The organism is Arthrobacter sp. 05T444 (assembly GCF_056395905.1).
In genome coordinates, this window is the sequence record NZ_JBFTKK010000003.1 from 195,417 (window position 1) to 214,258 (window position 18,842).

The 18,842-nt window shown below is 66.7% G+C and carries 13 protein-coding genes; 4 read left to right on the top strand and 9 right to left on the bottom strand.

Features of this window, described 5'->3' with window-relative positions; all coding sequences use genetic code 11:
* Position 1: 1 nt before the first annotated feature.
* Genes AC1DD3_RS05110 through AC1DD3_RS05125 form a run of 4 tightly spaced genes read right to left on the bottom strand, consistent with a single transcriptional unit; the run spans position 2 to position 7,153 of the window.
* Positions 2-1,006, bottom strand: a complete 1,005-nt coding sequence (locus AC1DD3_RS05110; protein ID WP_476881119.1) for a GNAT family N-acetyltransferase — start codon at positions 1,004-1,006, stop codon at positions 2-4.
* 9 nt (positions 1,007-1,015) lie between these two features.
* Positions 1,016-4,483: a thiol reductant ABC exporter subunit CydD gene (cydD, locus tag AC1DD3_RS05115; RefSeq protein WP_476881120.1), complete on the bottom strand. Its 3,468-nt coding sequence runs from the start codon at positions 4,481-4,483 to the stop codon at positions 1,016-1,018.
* A 6-nt stretch (positions 4,484-4,489) separates the two neighbouring features.
* Positions 4,490-5,539 carry a cytochrome d ubiquinol oxidase subunit II gene (gene cydB / locus AC1DD3_RS05120; RefSeq protein ID WP_230116762.1) on the bottom strand — a complete coding sequence of 350 codons (1,050 nt, stop codon included), beginning with the start codon at positions 5,537-5,539 and terminating at the stop codon, positions 4,490-4,492.
* An 18-nt stretch (positions 5,540-5,557) separates the two neighbouring features.
* Positions 5,558-7,153, bottom strand: coding sequence for a cytochrome ubiquinol oxidase subunit I (locus AC1DD3_RS05125; RefSeq protein ID WP_476881121.1), 1,596 nt, complete (start codon positions 7,151-7,153; stop codon positions 5,558-5,560).
* A 275-nt stretch (positions 7,154-7,428) separates the two neighbouring features.
* Between AC1DD3_RS05125 and AC1DD3_RS05130 the strand changes: the two genes are divergently transcribed.
* The gene (locus AC1DD3_RS05130) at positions 7,429-7,815 is read left to right on the top strand and encodes a BlaI/MecI/CopY family transcriptional regulator (RefSeq protein WP_230116764.1); all 387 of its coding nucleotides are present in this window, start codon (positions 7,429-7,431) and stop codon (positions 7,813-7,815) included.
* A 6-nt stretch (positions 7,816-7,821) separates the two neighbouring features.
* Positions 7,822-8,808 (top strand): M56 family metallopeptidase, encoded by a 987-nt coding sequence (locus tag AC1DD3_RS05135; protein WP_476875970.1) that lies wholly within the window; start codon positions 7,822-7,824, stop codon positions 8,806-8,808.
* A 28-nt stretch (positions 8,809-8,836) separates the two neighbouring features.
* On the opposite strand, the gene AC1DD3_RS05140 is transcribed toward AC1DD3_RS05135, so the two are convergent.
* Positions 8,837-10,945 carry a DNA gyrase/topoisomerase IV subunit B gene (locus AC1DD3_RS05140; RefSeq protein WP_476881122.1) on the bottom strand — a complete coding sequence of 703 codons (2,109 nt, stop codon included), beginning with the start codon at positions 10,943-10,945 and terminating at the stop codon, positions 8,837-8,839.
* A 225-nt stretch (positions 10,946-11,170) separates the two neighbouring features.
* On the opposite strand from AC1DD3_RS05140, the gene AC1DD3_RS05145 reads away from it, so the two are divergent.
* The gene (locus AC1DD3_RS05145) at positions 11,171-11,392 is read left to right on the top strand and encodes a DUF7455 domain-containing protein (protein ID WP_056628651.1); all 222 of its coding nucleotides are present in this window, start codon (positions 11,171-11,173) and stop codon (positions 11,390-11,392) included.
* Positions 11,393-11,569: 177 nt separating this feature from the next.
* On the opposite strand, the gene AC1DD3_RS05150 is transcribed toward AC1DD3_RS05145, so the two are convergent.
* The 4 genes from AC1DD3_RS05150 to AC1DD3_RS05165 form a co-directional block, all read right to left on the bottom strand.
* On the bottom strand, positions 11,570-12,895 hold the full coding sequence (locus AC1DD3_RS05150) for an RNA polymerase sigma factor (protein ID WP_230116767.1): 1,326 nt from the start codon (positions 12,893-12,895) through the stop codon (positions 11,570-11,572).
* A gap of 278 nt (positions 12,896-13,173) precedes the next feature.
* Complete coding sequence (locus AC1DD3_RS05155; RefSeq protein ID WP_230116768.1) at positions 13,174-14,445, bottom strand: DUF4192 domain-containing protein; 1,272 nt, start codon at positions 14,443-14,445, stop codon at positions 13,174-13,176.
* Between the two features lie 140 nt (positions 14,446-14,585).
* A complete protein-coding gene (locus AC1DD3_RS05160; protein ID WP_476881123.1) occupies positions 14,586-15,926 on the bottom strand; it encodes an MFS transporter in 1,341 nt (446 codons plus the stop codon).
* 61 nt (positions 15,927-15,987) lie between these two features.
* On the bottom strand, positions 15,988-16,926 hold the full coding sequence (locus tag AC1DD3_RS05165; RefSeq protein WP_230116770.1) for a proteasome assembly chaperone family protein: 939 nt from the start codon (positions 16,924-16,926) through the stop codon (positions 15,988-15,990).
* Between the two features lie 254 nt (positions 16,927-17,180).
* Here AC1DD3_RS05165 and AC1DD3_RS05170 point away from each other — a divergent pair, with 254 nt between their 5' ends.
* Positions 17,181-18,704 (top strand): leucyl aminopeptidase, encoded by a 1,524-nt coding sequence (locus tag AC1DD3_RS05170; protein ID WP_230116771.1) that lies wholly within the window; start codon positions 17,181-17,183, stop codon positions 18,702-18,704.
* Positions 18,705-18,842: the final 138 nt, after the last annotated feature.

Genomic DNA, 18,842 nt, shown 5'->3' on the forward strand with positions numbered 1-18,842 from the left:
CCTAGAGAACCTTGTCCCACGCCAGGCTTCTGTTGACCGGCTGGTAGCCCATCTTGAGGTACAGTGCCAGCGCTCCCGTGGGATTTTCGGAGTCGACATCCAGTGACGCCACGTCGAGCCCAGCCGCAGCGAACCGCCGCATCGCATCCGCCAGCAGCGCGCGTGCAATGCCGCGGCCGCGGAATTTCCGGCGCACGCCGAGCAGATCGGTGTAACCCTCGCTGAACCCGCGCGTCACGGCACTTTCCTGGTCATGGGCGGCCAGCTGGTAGCCCGCCACCTTGCCGGTGCTGCGTTCCAGCACCACGGCGCTGAGGTCGGGGCGGGCCTGCGGGTCGTTGACGACATATCCCCAGGATTCTTCGTCCTTGGGTTCGCTGCCCCAATGGTCGCGGAAAGCGTCGTTGTGCGCGAGCCGTACGGCTTCGCTGAGTTCGGGATCCATGGTCACGAGCTCAAGGTCCGGGCCGAGGACCGCCTCCGGCAATGGCGGGGTCAGCGGCCGGTGCATCTCGTTGAAGTAGCGGACCACCTCGTAACCGCGCGCGGTGAAGAGCGCCGCCTGGTGCTCGTGCTGCTGCTCGTTGTGGATCCGCAGCCTGGCTGTGACGCGGCCGCCCACGGCGACGTCCTCCAAAAAGCGCTGCCACGCCCTGGCCTCAAGCCACCCGAGCAGCGCAGAGCCGACGCCGCGTCGCTGCCACCGCGGATCCACGCAGCCGAAGCCGTACGACTTATCGCTGGACGTGTTCTTGGTAATGCGCGCGTACGCCCGTGGAACACCCTCCGGATCAAATCCCAGCACGGTGTTGTCCTCCGGCGGATTCTTCCGGGACTCCATGAGCTGCTCGAGGTCCGGCCGGTGCTCAAACCACACCGGTTTCTCGACTGCCGCCGTCCGGGCGATGAGCGCCGCCCACGCATCAAGGTCCCGGGCCCCGGCGCTCCTCCACCGCAGCCCTGGAAAGTCAACGGTGCAGCCGGCGGCTACGTCTGATCGCGTCATGGGAACAGGCTAGCCGGACGCCAGCGACGGCGCCATCACCTCAGCATCGGTGGAATTGCCGCTCTGGCGAAGGGCCAGGAGTGCGTCCCCGGGACTGATGTCGGCGGGGTTGTGTGTCACCAGCACCACCGTGCGGGAACGGAGCCCGGCGCGGAGGTCAGCCATCAGCGCACGGCCGGATTCGGCGTCGAGGTGGGCCGTGGGCTCATCCAGCAGGATTACCTCGGCTTTGGTCATCAGGGTGCGGGCCACGGCCAGCCGCTGCCGTTCGCCGCCGCTGAGAAACGCGCCACCCGGTCCGATCCTGGTGTCGAGGCCGGCGTCCAGCCGGCCCAGCAGCGGGTCCAGGCCCACTGCCGTGACCGCCTCGCGCATGTCCCGTTCGGCGTCAGCCGCCGAGACTTGCTTTTCCGGGCGTGCCAGCAACAGATTGCCCCTGATGGTCGAGTCGAAGAGGTGTGCCTCCTGAGGGCACCATGCCGCGGCCCCCGTGACCGCGATGCTTCCTCCACGGGCCGGCAGGAAGCCGAGCATGACCGCCAGCAGCGTGGACTTGCCTGCCCCCGAGGGGCCGGTGACGGCCAGCCAGCGGCCAGGTTCCGCCGCTGCGGACAGGTCGCTGAACACGGGGGCACCGCCGGGCCACGCGGCCGACAGCCCGGCCAGTTCGATGCCCGGACGGCAGCCCGTGCGGGCGTCCGGCAGGACTAGTGCGTCCGTGTCCGGTCCCCCGGCACCGAGTACACCCGACTCGCTGACGCGGCGCAGCACCGCGCGCAGCGCCGGAAACTGGCGTACCGCCGTCGTCATGGCGGCAAAAGGTTCCACGAGCGCCAACTGCAGAAGAACCACGACGGCGACCGTGGGGGCCGCGGCGGCGCCCGCCAGGACCTGTGGTGCTGCCAGCACGGAGCCGGCAAGGGCCCCCGCGCCGCAGGCTGCCACCGTAATGGCCTGGCCGAGCCCCTCGGCCCATGCCGAGCGCTGGGAAGCGCGGGTTGCCGCGCGGTCCTCGGCGCGGATGTCGTGGAGCACCGGCGCTGCCGCACCGTTGGCGTGAAGTTCCGCCCGTGCGTCGAGGGCCGCCGCGACCCGGCGGAGGACCCCCGACCGGAGACGCTGTTCTGTGCCGGCCGACATCCGGTCGGCAAACAGCGCAGCCGCGGGCGCCACGACAAGGCTGACGGCCGCCGAGGCCAGGACCGCAGGCAGGGCAGCCGGCACCAGCCAGGCCGATGTGCCGGCCGCGACTGCGGCCACCGCCACGGCGGTAACGGGCGGAAGGACCACCCGTGGCAGCAGGTCCCGGACGGTGTCGACGTCGTCAATGACCACTCCGAGGACGTTGCCGCCCTGGAGCAGGCGCCGCAGTGACAGGGCCCGCCGGCTGAGGGACTCCCACAGCCGGCCGCGCAGCATGGTCAGTGACGCAAAGACCGCTTCATGGAGCACCAGCCGTTCGCAGTAGCGCAGGACGGCCCGGCCGATTCCGAAGAACCTGACGCCCACGATGGCCGAAAGCAGGTACAGGATGGGAGGCTGTTCGCTTGCCCTCAGGATCAGCCAGCCGGACAGCCCGGAGAGGGCAATGGCAAAGAGTGAAGCCAGGGTTCCCACGACTCCGGCTCCGGCGAACCTGCCGCGCACCGGCGCGAGCAACCTGGCCAGCAAACCGGCCGTCGGCGGCGCCGCAACAGGCGGCACCGTCTGCAGGTGCTGCGTGGACGCCGTCAGCTCCGTGGCAGGGATGGCCGGCGGCGTGTCCGTGCCGGTCCCGGCTCGCACCGGCGCGGGCGCCTCGATGGCGACGGCAGTTCCGGCGCGGGCCGCCGCGGTGTGGGAGTCCCCGGGGATGTCTGCAGAGCCGGCAAGCGGAACGATATGGTCCGCCAGCTCGCGCGTCTGCCGGTCGTGGGCTACGAGGATCACCGTCGCCCGGCCACGGAGGTGCCGGATGGCGTCGTGGACCACGTCGGCGGACGCCCGGTCCAGGTGCGCGGTGGGCTCGTCGAGCAGCAGCACGGTGGCCCCCGCTTCGATCCGGGCCAGGCCCCGGGCCAGCGCAACGCGGCGCAGTTCCCCGGGACTCAGTTCGGCGGCATGCTTACCTGCCAGGTGTGCCGCACCGGCTGCGGCGAGGCACCGCTGGACTGCGCCGGCCCGGTGGCCGTCATCCACGCGACTGCCCGTCAACGGGCGGGCTGACAGGTACAGCAGCATCTCCTCCCGCACCGTGTCCGCAACCATGACCGGGTGCTGTGGCACCCACGCCACCTCATCCGGGGAGAAGCCGTCAACAGTGCCGCTGACTTCGGTGCCGCCTCCCGAGCCGATGATGCCCGCGAGGACACCGAGAATGCTGCTCTTGCCCGCGCCGCTGGGGCCGTCCAGCGCCGTCACGCTGCCGGCCCGCGCGGAAAAGCTGACGGGCCCGACGGCGGTACCCTCCCTGCCGGCGTAACTGACGGAGAGTCTGCTGACTGTCAGGTCAATAAGCTGCTGCCGTCGCCCAGCCGCGGCAGGCCCGGGTTCGAGCCGCTGCTGCTCCGGTGAATCAAGCACCGCCGTGGTTTCGGCGAGGGCCGCGCGGCCGTCGTCGCTCGCATGGTGGGCCGTTCCCAGCTCCCGGAGCGGAAGATAGCAGTCAGGAGCCAGGATCAGCGCGAGGAGTCCGGCTTCCAGTGCCATCTCACCGTGTACCAGCCGCACGCCGATGAACACGGCGACCACCGCCACCGAAATCGTCGCGATCAGCTCGAGTGCCAGGGCAGAGAGGAACGCGGTCCGGAGTGTTCCCATGGTGCGGGACCGGTACTCCTCGGAGATGTCTTCAAGAGCCCGGCGCTGCGCCGAGGCCCGGCCCAGCCCAACCAGGACGGGCAGGCCTTTGGCCAGCTCCAGCATGTGCCCGGACAGCCGGGACAACGACGCCTGCGCGTCCCGCACTCTGTCTTCCGTGTAGCGGCCGATCAGCACCATGAACAGCGGCACGAGCGGCACCGTCAGCACAATCACCACCGCACTGACCCAGTCGGCAAAAAGGATCCGGGCGCCGAGCAGCAGCGGGATGGCCGCGCAGTTCACCAGAGCAGGAAGGAACTGGGTGTAGTAGCTGTCCAGGGCATCGAGGCCCCGGGTCGCCAGCACGGCCAGGCCGCCGTCCGCGGGGCCCGCAGACCGGACACCGTTCCGCAGGGCTTTCTCCAGGAGCTGCGAGCGGAGCTCCTCCTTGACGCCGAGGGCGGCCCGGCGGGAAGCGACACCCTGGGCCCAGACAGCAGCCGCCCGGAGGACAACACCGGCCAGTCCCCAGCCCAGCTGGTCAGCCCAGGCGGGATCCCGCACCATGAGGCCGGCCAGGACGGAGGCCACTGCCTGGCCCATGAGCACCAGCGCGAGGGCCTTCAACGCCGCGAGCAGGCCAAGACCGTAAAGGGCGGCGCGCGTTGAAGGGCCGCCGGGGAACTGCTGTTTCACGGGTCCTCAGTCGTTCCGGGCCAGGGCCTTGGCGGCGATCGCGGGAAGGAAGCTGTGCGCCTCCGGGATATGGGCGGCACTGACCCGGCGGCGGAACACCCAGTAGGTCCAAGCCTGGTAGGCGATCACCAGCGGGAGCCCGACGCACGCCACGATGCTCATCAGCCCCAGGGTGTAGTCCGAGGACGAGGCGTTGGTGACGGTGAGGCTGAACGCAGGATCGATAGTGGACGGAAGGACTACCGGGAACACGGCCCCGAAGATCGAAGCTGCTCCGCACAGCAGGAACACTCCGACGGCCAGGAAGGCCAGCCCTTCGTTGCCCTTTCGCCCCTGGAGCCAGGCGGTTGCCGCGGCACCCACGGCGACGGCGAGGATGGCCACGGTCCACAGCTCCCCGCTCAGGAGCTGCACGCTGATGGCCCAGCCGGCCATGGGAAGGAGCAGGACGGGAAGGAGCCGCACAAACCAGCGGCGGGCGCGGTGGCGGACGTCGCCGTCGGTCTTCAGTGCCAGGAACGCGAGGGCGTGCAGCAGGGCGAAGCCTGCCACCGCGAAGCCGCCGAGCAGCGCATACCCGCTGAACCAGGAGAAGGGGCCGCCGTCGCGGTCGCCGTTGCTGTTCAGAGGCAGGCCAGTGGTGGTCAGTGCCAGCGCCGCGCCGACCCCGAAGGCAGCGAGGAAGGACCCGCCGGCGATGGCCCAGTCCCAGGTGTTGCGCCACCGGTCGGTGTCCACCTTGCCCCGGTACTCGAAGGCAACGGCCCGGAAGATCAGTGCCACCAGGACGAGGAGCAGCGGCAGATAGAGGGCTGAGAACAGGGAGGCGTACCAGAACGGGAAGGCGGCGAAGGTGGCGCCGCCCGCGGTCAGGAGCCAGACTTCATTCCCGTCCCACACTGGCCCGATCGTGTTGAGCAGCACCCGGCGCTCGGTGTTGTTGCGGGCGAAGAGCTTCATGAGCATCCCCACGCCGAGGTCGAAACCCTCAAGGAACAGGTAGCCGGTCCAAAGGACGGCGATGGCGATGAACCAGATCGTGGGCAGAAGTTCCATGGTCGGTATCCTCAGCTCTTAGTAGGCGAATGCCAGGACGTCGTCGGAGGATCCGGGCTTGCCGCCTGGACCGGGCGTGGCGTCCTCGTTTTCGTCGATGGGTGCGTGCACGAGTTCCGGCATGGCAGAAACGACGCCGCCGCGGATGTACTTGACGAGCAGTTTCACCTCTACAACCAGCAGCACGGCGTACACGGCCGTAAGGACAATGAGCGACGTCAGGAGTTCACCGGCGGAGACGCCCGGGGAGACCGCGGCGGCGGTGAACATGAACACTTGGTCAATTCCGTTGAGGTCAGGGTTGGGGGCGACGACGAACGGCTGGCGGCCCATCTCCGTGAAGATCCAGCCTGTCGCGTTGGCACCGAACGGGGCGAGGATTCCGAAAACTGCCAGGCGCATGAGCCAGCGCGACTCAGGGACGGTGCCCTTGCGGGTGAGCCACAATGCCACGAGTGCTGCCAAGGCTGCCAGCCCGCCGAAGCCGATCATGGCACGGAAGCCCCAGTAGGTGACCTCCATGACCGGAACGTACTGGATCTCCTGGCCGGCCCGTTCGCCGTAGATGGGGTTGTCCGGGAGCGTGGTGCCGTAGTCCGCCTTGTACTGTTCCAGCAGGCTGTTGACGCCCTTGACCTCGGTGGTGAAGTCCCCCTTGGCGAGGTACGAGAGTATGCCCGGGACCTCGATCACGGCTTTGATCTCATCGCAGTTCTTCGAGCCGAGGTTGCCCACGCTCAGCACGGAGAACCCGGTCCCGTCATGGCAGGCGGCTTCGGCGGCGGCCATTTTCATGGGCTGCTGCTCGAACATCAGCTTGCCCTGCAGGTCGCCGGTAAGGGCGGTGCCCGCGAAGGAGATCATGGCGACGACGGCCCCGATCCGCAGGGAGCGGATCCAGACGGTGTGGTCGGCACGGTCACGCCCGGCAATGGCCGCTTCGCCCGGGATCACGCGGCCGTCAGGCCCGACGGTGTCGATGCCGTCACGGCGGCGCCGCCAGAGGTGGTACCACGCAATGCCGAGCAGGAACCCGCCGGCCACGGCAAGGGCGCCGAAGAGGGTATGCGGGACGGCCACGAGGGCCGTGTTGTTGGTGAAGACGGCCCAGGCATCGGTCATGTGGGGCCTGCCGTCGACCATCTTCACGCCCACGGGGTGCTGCATCCAGCTGTTGGCCACGATGATGAAGTACGCCGAAAAGACGGAACCAATCACGGCGATCCAGAGGCAGGCCAGGTGCACGCCTTTCTTGAGCTGCTTCCAGCCGAAAATCCAGAGGCCCAGAAAGGTGGATTCGACGAAAAACGCGAGCAGTGCCTCGAGTGCCAGTGGTGCCCCGAAGACATCCCCCACAAAGCGGCTGTACTCGCTCCACGCCATGCCGAACTGGAACTCCTGGACGATTCCGGTGGCCACGCCCATGATGAAGTTGATGAGGAACAGCTTTCCCCAGAACTTGGTCATGCGCAGGTAGGCCGGGTTCCCCGTGCGGAACCAGATTGTCTGGATCACCGCCACGACGAGGCCCAGCCCGATCGTCAGTGGCACCATCATGAAGTGGTAGACGGTGGTGATGCCGAATTGCCAGCGTGCGATTTCCAAGGCTTCCAAGGCGGTCCCTACTTTTTTGCTAGGTCTCAAGCTCTCAAGCGCTGTTTTCTACGTAGCGTAGAACATCAACTTCTACAGAGTGTAGAACACTGCTCCGACGCTGTAAACATCGTTACACCGCCGCCGGCAGCCTGCAACGAGCAGCGGCGCGCCGGATGTTCTACCTCATGTAGAAAGAACGGCGCAAACGCGCTAGATTTGGAGGTGAAGAATCGTAATCGGAGCACGGGGCGGCCAGCCGGCCGCTGGCGATGCGTTGTCAGAAGGATGTACAAATGGCAAGTCTTGGGGAACTGGAACGGGCAGTGATGGACCTGCTCTGGGCTGGCCAGGAAGCAGCGACTGCCAACACTCTGCGCGACATGCTCGCGCTGAGCACGGCAGCACACGGCGGCGCGGCAGGACACGTGGGCAAAGACCTTGCGGTCACCACGGTCCTGACGGTGCTCTCCCGCCTCGAAAAGAAGGGCCTGGTTGAACGCGAACGCGGCACACGGCCCCACCGGTATCAGGCGGTGTCGAGCCGCGAAGACCATACCGCCGAGCTCATGCACGAAGTCCTGGGATCGGCTCCGGACCGCGAGGCCGTACTTGCCCGGTTTATCGGTTCCGTGACGGAAAGTGAAGCTGAGACGCTGCGCAAACTGCTTGGCCACAGCTAGCGGACGATGTTCTGGACCTCATACTTCCTGGCGGTCCTGGCCATAGTACTGGCCTGGCCGGTACCTATCCTTCTTTCCCGCGCCCAGTGGCCGGCCCGGGATCCGTTTACCGCCATGCTGCTGTGGCAGGCCATCGGCCTCGCCGGCGGCCTTTCGATGATCGGCGCCATGCTGGTGTACGGTCTGGAGCCTGTCGGCGACAATCTGATCGCCGGGTTGCGGGCACTGGCCGGAATGGTGCTCCAGAACGCTCCCACCACCGCACTCGGCTTCTGGCACCTCTTCGCACTGTCGGCGGCGGCGCTGCTGACGGCGCATCTCGTGTTCACGCTGCTGCTGACGTATTTTAAGATCGGGCGGCAGCGCCGGCGGCACCGCGAACTGCTGGCACTGTTGGCCTCGCCGTCCGCTGACGGCACGGGCACCATGGTGATCAACCACGATTCTCCCGTGGCTTATTGCCTGCCGGGCGGAGCACGGTCCGTCACGGTGCTCTCCGACGGGCTATTGGCGGCCCTGGAACCCGCCGAACTGCGGGCGGTGCTGATTCATGAGAACGCCCACCTGAACCAGCGGCACCACCTCCTGCTGTGGGCGTTCGCTGCCTGGCGCCAGGCCCTTCCCTGGCTGCCCACGACGCGCCTGGCACAGGAAGCCGTCAATTCCCTGATCGAGATGCTCGCGGATGACGTTGCCCTCAAGTCGGAGAGCAAAGCCACGCTGATCAAAGCCATAGCAATCGTGGCCAGCGGATCCGCCGTCCCGCAGGCGGCACCGGCCATGGGACCGGCCGGACTTTCCGATTCCGGCCTGCAGTTTCCCGAGGGTGCCGGCGGCGCCGGCCCGGCCGGCACGACGGCGTCCCGCGTCAGCCGACTTCTCTCACCGCGTCCGCCGCTTCCGGGTACCCTCCGGGCTGCGGTGCTGGCCGTGTGCATCCTGCTGCTGGCGATGCCCACCGCTCTGCTGATAGTGCCCGGCCTGCTGGGCTGAGCCGGCCCGCCGGGCCGCTTCGCCGCGGTCAGGCGTCGATGCGCTCCCGGTCCAGGCTGGCTGCCCCCGCTATGATGAAGTCCTTCCGCGGCGCCACGTCCGATCCCATCAGCAGGTCGAAGGTGGCCTCCGCGCGCTGGGCGTTCTCGATGTTCACCTTGCGGAGCATCCGGTGCCGGGGATCCATGGTGGTTTCGGCGAGCTGTCCTGCGTCCATCTCCCCCAGGCCCTTGTAGCGCTGGATCGGTTCCTTGTACCGCTTGCCCTCCTTGGCGAGCCTGGCCAGCAGTGTGTGAAGCTCGGCCTCCGAGTAGGTGTAGATCATCTCGTTGGCCTTCTGGCCGGGGTTGATGACTTCCACCCGGTGCAGCGGCGGCACGGCTGCGAAGACTCTGCCCTCCTCTACCATGGGGCGCATGTAGCGGAAGAACAGCGTGAGCAGCAGAGTGCGGATGTGGGCGCCGTCGACGTCGGCGTCGGTCATCAGGATGACTTTCCCGTAGCGGGCCGCCTCGATCGCGAAGCTGCGGCCCGAGCCCGCCCCGACCACCTGGATCAGCGCGGCACATTCGGCGTTGGACAGCATGTCGCCCACCGAGGCCTTCTGGACGTTCAGGATCTTTCCGCGGATGGGCAGCAGCGCCTGGAAGTCGGAGGACCGTGCCAGCTTCGCCGTGCCCAGGGCGGAGTCGCCCTCAACGATGAACAGTTCGGAGCGGGCAACGTCGTCGGTCCGGCAGTCCGCCAGCTTGGTGGGCATTGACGACGTCTCAAGCGCGGTCTTGCGGCGCTGCGTCTCCTTATGGACGCGGGCCGAGATGCGCGACTTCATCTCGCTGACGATCTTCTCAAGCAGCAGCGCTGACTGCGCCTTGTCGTTGCGGTTTGCGGAGTTGAGTTTGGCGGAGATCTCCCGCTCCACCACCCTGGCCACGATCGCCTTGACCGCCGACGTACCCAGGATTTCCTTGGTCTGGCCCTCGAACTGCGGTTCGGCGAGCCTGACAGTCAGGACGGCGGTGAGGCCGGCGAAGATGTCGTCTTTCTCGATTTTGTCGTTGCCGGCCTTCAGTTTCCTGGCGTTGGTCTCCACGGCCTTGCGGAATGTCTTGACCAGTGCCTGCTCGAAGCCTGCCTGGTGCGTGCCTCCCTTGGGGGTGGAGATGATGTTGACGAAGCTGCGGACGGCGGTGTCGTAGCCGATCCCCCAGCGCAGGGCGACGTCCACCTCACAGTCACGTTCCACTTCGGCCAGCTTGCTGTGGCCTTTGTCGTCCAGCACCGGGACGGTTTCCTTGAACTTGCCGGCCCCGTGCAGCCGCCACACGTCAGTGACCCCCGAGTCAATGGCGAGGAATTCCACGAATTCGGAGATGCCGCCGTCGTGGTGGAACACCTCCTCATGGGGACCGTGTTCCCCCGGGGTACCGGGAACTTTGCGTTCGTCGCGGACGGTCAGCTTCAGACCAGGAACCAGGAAGGAGGTCTGGCGGGCTCGGGCGGCCAGTTCCTCGTAGGAGAACTTGGCGTCCGTGGTGAAGATCTGCCGGTCGGCCCAATACCGGATCCGCGTTCCGGTGACGCCGCGCTTGGCCTTGCCTACGATGTCAAGCACCGAATCGTCCACAAAGGGGGTGAAATCGGCCGCCGGATCGGGCCGGGGGCCACTGTCCTTAAACCGCCCGGGCTCGCCCCGTCGGAAGGACATCTTGTACGTCTTTCCTCCGCGGTCCACTTCCACATCGAGCCGGGCGGACAGCGCGTTGACCACCGACGCGCCCACGCCGTGCAGGCCGCCCGAGGCAGTGTACGAGCCGCCGCCGAACTTGCCGCCGGCGTGCAGCTTGGTAAAGACGACCTCCACGCCGGTCAGGCCGGTCTTGGGTTCCATGTCGACCGGGATGCCGCGGCCGTCGTCGTGGATCTCCACGGAGTTGTCGGCGTGAAGGATGATCTTGATGTCGTGGCCAAAACCGGCCAGGGCCTCATCCACCGAGTTGTCGATAATCTCCCAGAGGCAGTGCATGAGGCCCCTGGAGTCCGTGGAACCGATGTACATGCCCGGACGCTTGCGGACGGCCTCCAGGCCCTCCAGCACCGAAAGGTGGCGTGCGGTGTAATCAGAACTCGGTGTCACAGGTGGTGCACTCCTTCAGCGGCGGGCCGGCTAAGGCATAAAACGACTCCTTCCAGCCTAGTCCCGCGGCCCCTTTGCCCCCGGCTGCCACTCCCGCCGGAGCACCCGGCGGCCCTGGTTCGTTACGCAGACGTGATACGCGCACAGCGAAAGTGACACATCCTTGCCATGCTTTGGCGCCGAATACTGGTTATATAGATGTACAGATCTACTAAGGAGGCCGACATGACAACAGCAGTTGCCGACCGCACACTCACCGCAGCTGACCGGTGCGACCGTTGCGGTGCACAGGCATACGTCCGGGTTGTACTCGAGTCCTCCGGAGGTGAGCTGCTCTTCTGCGCTCACCATTCACGTGCCGTCGAAGCGACGCTCAAGCCGCTGAGTTCGGACTGGCACGACGAGACGGGCCGGCTTCATGAGAAGGCACCGGTACCGGTCGACTAGACCACGCAGCTGAAAAGCTCGAAGCAAAAAAGCCAGGGTTCCCGAAAGGGACCCTGGCTTTCTTCTGTCCGGAATCAGGAACGGGATCAGCGCCCTCCGGCTGAAAAGCGAAAGCCAGGGCCGCCGCCGGTTTGTCCGGCGGCGGCCCTCGCCTTGGAGCTACTGGTCCAGCATGTCCTAGTCCAGGTAATCCCGCAGGACCTGGGACCGCGACGGGTGCCGCAGCTTGGACATGGTCTTGGATTCGATCTGGCGGATGCGCTCACGGGTGACGCCGTAGACCTTGCCGATTTCGTCTAAAGTCTTCGGCTGGCCGTCCGTGAGGCCAAAGCGCATGGCAACCACGCCGGCTTCGCGCTCGGAGAGCGTATCCAGCACCGAGTGGAGCTGTTCCTGCAGCAGTGTAAAGCTCACGGCGTCGGCCGGAACCACGGCTTCGGAGTCCTCGATAAGGTCGCCGAACTCGGAGTCGCCGTCCTCGCCGAGCGGGGTGTGCAGGGAGATCGGCTCGCGGCCGTACTTCTGGACTTCGACAACCTTTTCGGGGGTCATGTCCAGCTCAAGGGCCAGCTCCTCCGGCGTGGGTTCGCGGCCGAGGTCCTGCAGCATCTGGCGCTGCACGCGGGCAAGCTTGTTGATGACTTCCACCATGTGCACCGGGATGCGGATGGTGCGGGCCTGGTCCGCCATGGCGCGGGTGATGGCCTGGCGGATCCACCAGGTGGCGTAGGTCGAGAACTTGAAGCCCTTGGTGTAGTCGAACTTCTCAACCGCACGGATGAGGCCCAGGTTGCCTTCCTGGATGAGGTCCAGGAACAGCATGCCGCGGCCGGTGTAGCGCTTGGCCAGGGACACCACGAGGCGGAGGTTGGCTTCGAGGAGGTGGTTCTTGGCGCGCTTGCCGTCGTGGATGATGAATTCGAGCTCGCGCTTGAACTTCGGATCCATGGAGCCGTCGTCGGCGTTGATCTTCTCTTCGGCGAACAGGCCGGCCTCAATGCGGAGAGCGAGGTCAACCTCCTGTTCGGCGTTAAGGAGTGCAACCTTGCCGATCTGCTTCAGGTAGTCCTTGACGGGGTCGGCGGTCGCACCTGCCGACATGACCTGCTGGACAGGAGCGTCGTCGTCGTCGGCATCGGAGTAGACAAATCCTGAACCTGTCGGCGCAGCAGCAGCCTTGCCGGTCTCGTCGCCTTCTTCAACAAGGTCGGCGGCGTCAGGCGATGCATCCTCGAGATCTTCGTCGGCTTCATCGACGTCATCGTCCGATGTCGAACGGCTTCCGGCAGCTTCGGCTGCGGCCTTGGCGCCGGGCTTGGGGCCACGCTTCTTCGGTTCGGGCTTAGCGGCGGACGTTACGTCGCCACCGGCGACGGCAGCATCCTTGACGGCCTTATTGGCGGCACGGGTAGCTGCACGCTTGGCGTTGGTTGCCGCCTTCTTGTCCTCGGCAGACACATCGGCCTGGGCGGCGGGTTCCTTCTTCGCGGAAGACGGGGTCACAGAAAACCTTTCTAGCGGCGGTCTGTGGAATCACCATACGGGCAACACCACTATGACCCTGTCAAGTCCGTGATTGACATCAGGTGCAACCACGACCGACAGAGCCATTAAGTAGAACTGCCGGAGCGGCCGCAATGTTCCCGTTTCCGGTTCCACTGCAAGCACTGATTCACGGACCCAACCGGGTCTCGGCAACCATTGTCTCATGATTTTCCCAATCAGGGGCCGATGCGACCGTAAGGGCAGCCGACGGGCAACCCTCCGCGGGAGCGGCTGCGCTAGGCGGCGTCCGTTCCGAATTTCTGCCAGGCCGCCTCCCGCCTGGCCGCCCAGCCGCAGATGGTTCCCCGGCGGACCACCTCGGAAAGAAGTTCCGCCAGCCTGTATCCGGGGGTCGCCTCCAGTGCCCGGTCCAGCGAGGCGTGGGCAAAGGAGCCCCTCCCCCGGCACCATTCGATCCACCCCTTGGCGGTCCATGCCGCTGCCTGCGCCTCGCCGGGGCCGCAGGACACGAGCTGCAGCATCACATCCTCAAGACATTTCATCCTGCTCCAGTCCGGCAGATCCGGGCTCAGGCCCAAGAGGACCTCGCCATAGCCGGGAATGGTGGCCGGCTCGGGCTTCCCGCCGGAAGTCGCATCATCGGCCGCGCCCGACGCCCCCGGGGCTGAGGCCGCCAGTCCTCCAGGCCGTTCGGCCTCCGGCAGTCCCGCAAATGACGGACCCATCGCCGGGGGGCCCGGCCGGCCCGAGAAGATGCCGAATTGCTCGGCACCGGCCACGGCTGCAGGTCGCCCCGCCGCCGCCATCACCAGGACTGCGTCGCGCCAGGAGGGTACGCCAAGGGTCGCGCGCAGGAAGCCTGCAAGGTCGTCCGGCAGTTCGGCGCCGGATTTGGCACCCAGCGCCAGTTCCCAGGCGTCCAGCACCCTGTCGAACTGGGGACGGCTGGTCCGCCGGGTGCAGAGCTCGGCCGCCCAGTGCCGTTCAGATGCCAGCACCGCAGGATGCGGTCCCGAGGCGCCGCCGCCGGCTGGATCGTCTCCGGGCGGCGACCCGACGCTGCTGCCCAGATACACCATCTCTGCGTTGAGGCGGCTGTCGCGGATCTCGGCTACGGGACGTCCCGGCAGGGGGCAGCAGCCGGTGTCAGTGCAGTACACGTTCCGCCAGTACTGCTCGCCTACGTACCAGGCGTCCCGCACCGGCATTCCGGCCAGTCCAAGAGCGGATTCGAGATCTGCCAACAGTGCCCGGTTGACGCGGGGCCCGGCGTCCTCCGCCCAGCCGACGTTCGTGAAGAACATCAGCAGCGTGCCGTCGGCGTCGTTGTCCGCGAGAAGGTAGTCGGCCACGGCGCGGGCGAAGTCTTCCCGTCCGCGCCTGGATGCCGCCGCCTCCGGCAGGTCGACCCGGAGCGTGGCCCCAAGCCGCTTTCCCTGCATGGTCATGGCCACAAGGCTGCGGGATGGCCAGTACCCCAGCGTGTGCGGTACATATCCGAGGATGTCTTCGGGGCCGTTAATGGTCAGGTGCTGGGGTGCGGTCATGCCTCCAGCCTCCAGCAGTCCATTACCGCCCGGTAGGTCCGGCTTTCGGCATGTGGATCAATGCCGGATGTGGAGGGATAGTGTCAGCCGTCAGCCGCGGAACTGCGAGGCGGCGGTCCGCCCGGCAGCGGACCGAAATGCTAGCCGGGAGACGAGGACTTGCGCCGGGCGTTCCGCGCCCTGCGCTGCTCGGCCATGGCCTGGAGCAGCGGCGGAACCACCACCCCCTGGGCTGCCATCTGCCGGCGCACCTTGCGGCGGACCGCCAGCATGGCGACGGACCCGATGCCAAGGATCAGGAAGTGCACGGACAGGGCGACGCGGAACGGTTCGAGGCCATACAGCACCCCGTGGGAGAACCCGGTGGAGTACAGGATGTCCAGGACGGCGCCGATCAGGAAGATGGCGACGAGGGCGGCGACGAAACCGCCCACATTGACGATGCCGGTGGCGGTACCGATGCGGTGCGCCGGATTAAAGGTGCGGGCGAAATCGAAGCCGATCATGGACCCTGGCCCTCCGATGGCCAGCACCACCACAAGCCCGGCAAGCAGCCACAAGGGTGAGCGGCCTGGGTAGAGGAGCACCGCCGCCCAGGCCGCGGCCGTAGCCGCGACCAGGAGGAGAACCATGGTGGAGCGCCGGAGGGGGTGCCGTGACACAAACCGCCCGATCAGCGGCCCGGCGCCGATGGCACCGGCCACGTAGAGGGACATGAGCGCGGCCACGGTGCCGGCGTCCAGGCCCTGCGCCGAAATCAGGAAGGGATATCCCCAGGTCATGGCGAACACGGTGCCGCTGAACTGGATAGTGAAGTGACTCCACATGCCAAGCCGGGTGCCGGGCTGCTTCCAGGCCCGGGACAGCGAGACGCCGGTGGCCCGCAGACCCTTTGTTGACTGCTGCTGGGGAGTACCTGGCGGTGCGTCCTGCAGCAACAGAGTGACGAAGACCACTGCGACGCCGGACAGCCCCGCCAATGACAGAAAGGCGGGGCTCCAGCCGGCAGTATGCAGAATGAAGGCGAACGGCACCACACTGAGCAGCTGCCCGAGTTGCCCCGACATCCCGGTGAGCTGGGTCAGCAGCGGCACCCGGGCTGGGGCAAACCAGAGCGGGACCAGCCGGATGACGGAGATGAACGTCATGGCGTCGCCGGCGCCCACCAGCACCCGGCCGAGCGCGCCGGCAGGGACGCTTTCCGCGAAGGCGAGCTGGAGCTGGCCGAGCCCCATGAGCACGGCGCCGCCGGCAATCATGGCCCGGGACCCGAACCTGTCCACGAGGACGCCCACGGGGATCTGGAGCGAGGCGTAGACCAGCAGCTGCAGCACCGTGAAAAACGAAATTGCCGAGGCGCTGGCATGGAACCGCTCGGTGGCCTCGAGGCCCACCACGCCAAACGACGTACGCTGGGTCACAGCCACCAGGTAAGAGAAAATACCGATGGACCAAATGAGCCAGGCGCGGGGTGCAGTCACCTTTTTATTATGCCCGCCGTCAGCAAAAATCCTATTTTATCGTCAGGTTTAGTGACGAGGATTATTGACCTGGAGTCTCTCGCGCCAAGTAGGCCTCAACAGCGGCACCCAGGGCATCGCCGTCGGGCAGTTCGTCATTTTCGTCGGCCAGCAGGGACCGCCGGACGGTGCCCTCGGCTTTCTCGTCGTAGCGGGCCTCCAGCTTCGAAACCACCTGCTGGACATCCGCCGAGGCCTCGATCTGTTCGGCGATCTGCCGTCCGACCTCACGACCCGACTCCCGGAGCCTGTCGGCGGGAAGCATGAGGGACGTCGCGGCGCCCAGGTACTCCAGCCCGGCGACGGCCGCCGTCGGATATTCGGCCTCGGCCAGGTAATGCGGCACGTGGATGACGTAGCCCGCCACGTTGCGCTCCGCTTCCATCAGGCGGAGTTCCAACACATGGCCCACGGCTGCCGGCACTTCGACGGTGGGCTTCCAGGCAGAGATGCCTTCGATCAGTTCGGGACGGTTTCCGTGCACCGTCACGCCAACCGGGCGGGTGTGCGGCACGGGCATCGGAATGGAGTGGATCCACGTGACAAGGTTGACGTCGAGGGCGTCGACGATCTGCACCACGGCGCGGGCGAAGCGTTCCCACTGCAGGTCCGGCTCGAATCCTGCGAGGAAGAGAAATGGTTTACCCAGGCCGTCGACCAGCCGGTACAGCGCAAGGCTCGGGGCCTGGTAATCCTCCAGGTGGTCCTCCACAAAGGACACGTGCGGCCTCCGGGACCTGTAGTCGATCAGCTGGTCGGCGTCGAACACGGCCACGCGCTCGGAATCGAGCGTGTCCAGCAGTTCGGCCGTGATCTGCTTGACCACGTGGCCGGCGTCGGCAAAACCGGTGAAGCCCATCACCAGATTCAGCCCGCGGAGTTCGGGGCTGTGGAACAGCTCAATGTTTTTGGCATAGAGCGCATCGGGGTCCAGCAGCGAGCCGGAAATCCGTTCAAACACGGCAAGTTCCTTTCGTGGTCGGGGTTAATGTCCATAACGCTGTGGATCTCCGCAGCATTCCTTGCACGGAAGTGGCGCGGCTCTCAATTAATCCGGCTGCGCGGCGGCCGAGAGACTACGATCGGAACTGGCCTTTGCTGAGGGCCAGTGTTTTCCGGCGGCCTCCCATTCGGACGGCGTCCGGGTACCCATGGCAGGGCGCCTCACATGGACTTCCTGCCCGAACCGTCACAGAGAATTGAGGACTGATCCTCGTGGTCAAGAATAGTGAAATCAACATTAGTGCCATTGCGCGCGACCTCAAGAAGGCTGCCAGCGACGCGGTCGTCATCGGTGTAGGACAGGGCGCGAACGGTCCGGTCCTCCTCGAGAACCCGCTGACGGCCAAGTCGGCCGAAGCGCTGGCCGAATCGTTGAAGGTTCTTGGCATCACGGGGGCGGCGGACCAGGCCGTCCGCCTCCCCGGACTTCCCGAAACCGGCGCCTCCGTGATTGTGCTGGCTGGCGTCGGCAAGGTCATCGGCGGCCAGCCGCTGACCCGCGAGGCGCTGCGCCGCGCCGCCGGTTCGGCCGTCCGCCAGCTGGCCGGACTGGCCACGGTAACGCTGGCCTTCCCGACGGCGGACGTCGCCGATGTCGCCGCCGTCGCCGAGGGCGCGGCACTGGGCTCCTATTCATTTACGGAATACCGTTCCTCGAAGGACGGCCTTAAGGACCCTGTCAGCAACGTGGTCATCTTCACGGACTTTGCCGCCGACAAGGAACTTGAGCCGGCCCTGAAGCGCGCAGGCCTGCTTGGCAAGGCCGTCAACGCCACGCGTTCCCTGGTGAACCAGCCGCCGAGCCACCTGTTCCCCGAGTCCTTCGCGGATGCCGCCAAGGAACTGTCGAAGGGCCTGCCCGTCAAGGTGACAGTGTGGGACGAGAAACGCCTCGAGAAGGAGGGCTTCGGCGGCATCATGGGCGTCGGCAAGGGCTCCTCACGCCAGCCCCGCCTCGTAAAGGTGGAATACGCGCCGGCGAAGGCCACCAAGAAGATCGCACTCGTGGGCAAGGGCATCACGTTCGACACGGGCGGCATCTCCATTAAGCCGGCACTCGGCATGGGCGACATGAAGAGCGACATGGCGGGCGCCGCCGTCGTCCTTAATACGGTGCTCGCCCTGGCGGGCCTGGGCCTGCCGGTCAAGGCGACCGCCTGGCTCTGCATCGCGGAAAACATGCCGTCCGGTGCCGCCTCACGCCCGGCGGACGTCCTGACGATGTTCGGTGGAAAGACCGTCGAGGTGCTCAACACCGACGCTGAAGGCCGTCTGGTCATGGCCGACGGCATCGTCGCCGCGAGCCAGGAGTTCCCGGACGCGATCATCGACGTCGCCACGCTCACGGGGGCGCAGCTGATCGCGCTCGGCAACCGCACCGCGGGCGTCATGGGCGCCGACAGCGTGACGGGGCCGCTCAAGGACGCCGCGGACCGCGCCGGTGAGCTGGTCTGGCCCATGCCCCTGCCCGAGGAGCTGAGGCCGAGCCTGGACTCGCAGGTCGCGGACCTGGCAAACATCGGCGAACGTCACGGCGGCATGATGACGGCCGCCGTGTTCCTGCGCGAATTCGTGGGCAACGGCAAGGACGGCCAGCCGATCCCCTGGGCGCACATCGACATTGCAGGTCCGTCCTTTAACAACGGCGCACCGTACGGCTACACGCCCAAGCAGGGCACTGGCTGCACGGTCCGCACGCTCGTGGCGTATGTCGAGGATCTCCTGGCCTCAGCCTGACCGGCGCCGCGGCAGTGTGGCGGGCGGTGTGATCCGCCCGCCACACTGCCGCGTGACACTGGACACAAGCGCTCCACAAAAGTCGCGGCAAGGTGGAGCATGGATAAGTGGTTCGCTAAGGTGAACCTCGGTAGTCAC